1 pseudogene is annotated in these 465 nt (G+C 66.5%); it reads left to right on the top strand.

Going from position 1 to position 465, the window contains the following annotated elements:
• A pseudogene (leuB, locus tag DVK06_RS17585) lies at positions 1–421 on the top strand (3-isopropylmalate dehydrogenase); the annotation flags it as partial.
• Between the last annotated feature and the right edge of the window lie 44 nt (positions 422–465).

The following is a 465-nucleotide window of genomic DNA, read 5'->3' on the forward strand; positions in this document are numbered from 1 at the left end:
CGAACGCGGCGTCGAGGTCGAGGAAGTCCTCATGGACGCCTTCGCGATGCGCGTCTGTCTCGACCCGACGCAGTTCGACACCATCGTCTGTCCGAACCTCGCGGGCGACGTGCTTTCGGACCTCGCGGCCGGACTCGTCGGCGGTCTCGGTCTGCTCCCGTCGGCCAATATCGGCCCGGATAGCGCCCTGTTCGAACCGGTCCACGGCTCCGCACCCGACATCGCGGGCGAAGGAATCGCCAACCCAGCGGCGACCATCCTCTCGGCGGCGATGCTCTTGGACTACCTCGACTACGAAGACGAGGCAGACCGGGTGCGTGCCGCTGTCGAAGGCGTTCTCGCGGACGGTCCGCGCACGCCGGACCTCGGCGGCGACGCCTCCACGGAGGACGTGACCGCGGCGGTTATCGACCGCCTCTAAACTCGAAAACTCGGTCGGGTCTAACGAAACCCTCAACAAACAAC

It is taken from the genome of Halorubrum sp. Atlit-28R, from assembly GCF_003665955.1.
Taxonomy (GTDB): Archaea; Halobacteriota; Halobacteria; order Halobacteriales; family Haloferacaceae; genus Halorubrum; species Halorubrum tropicale.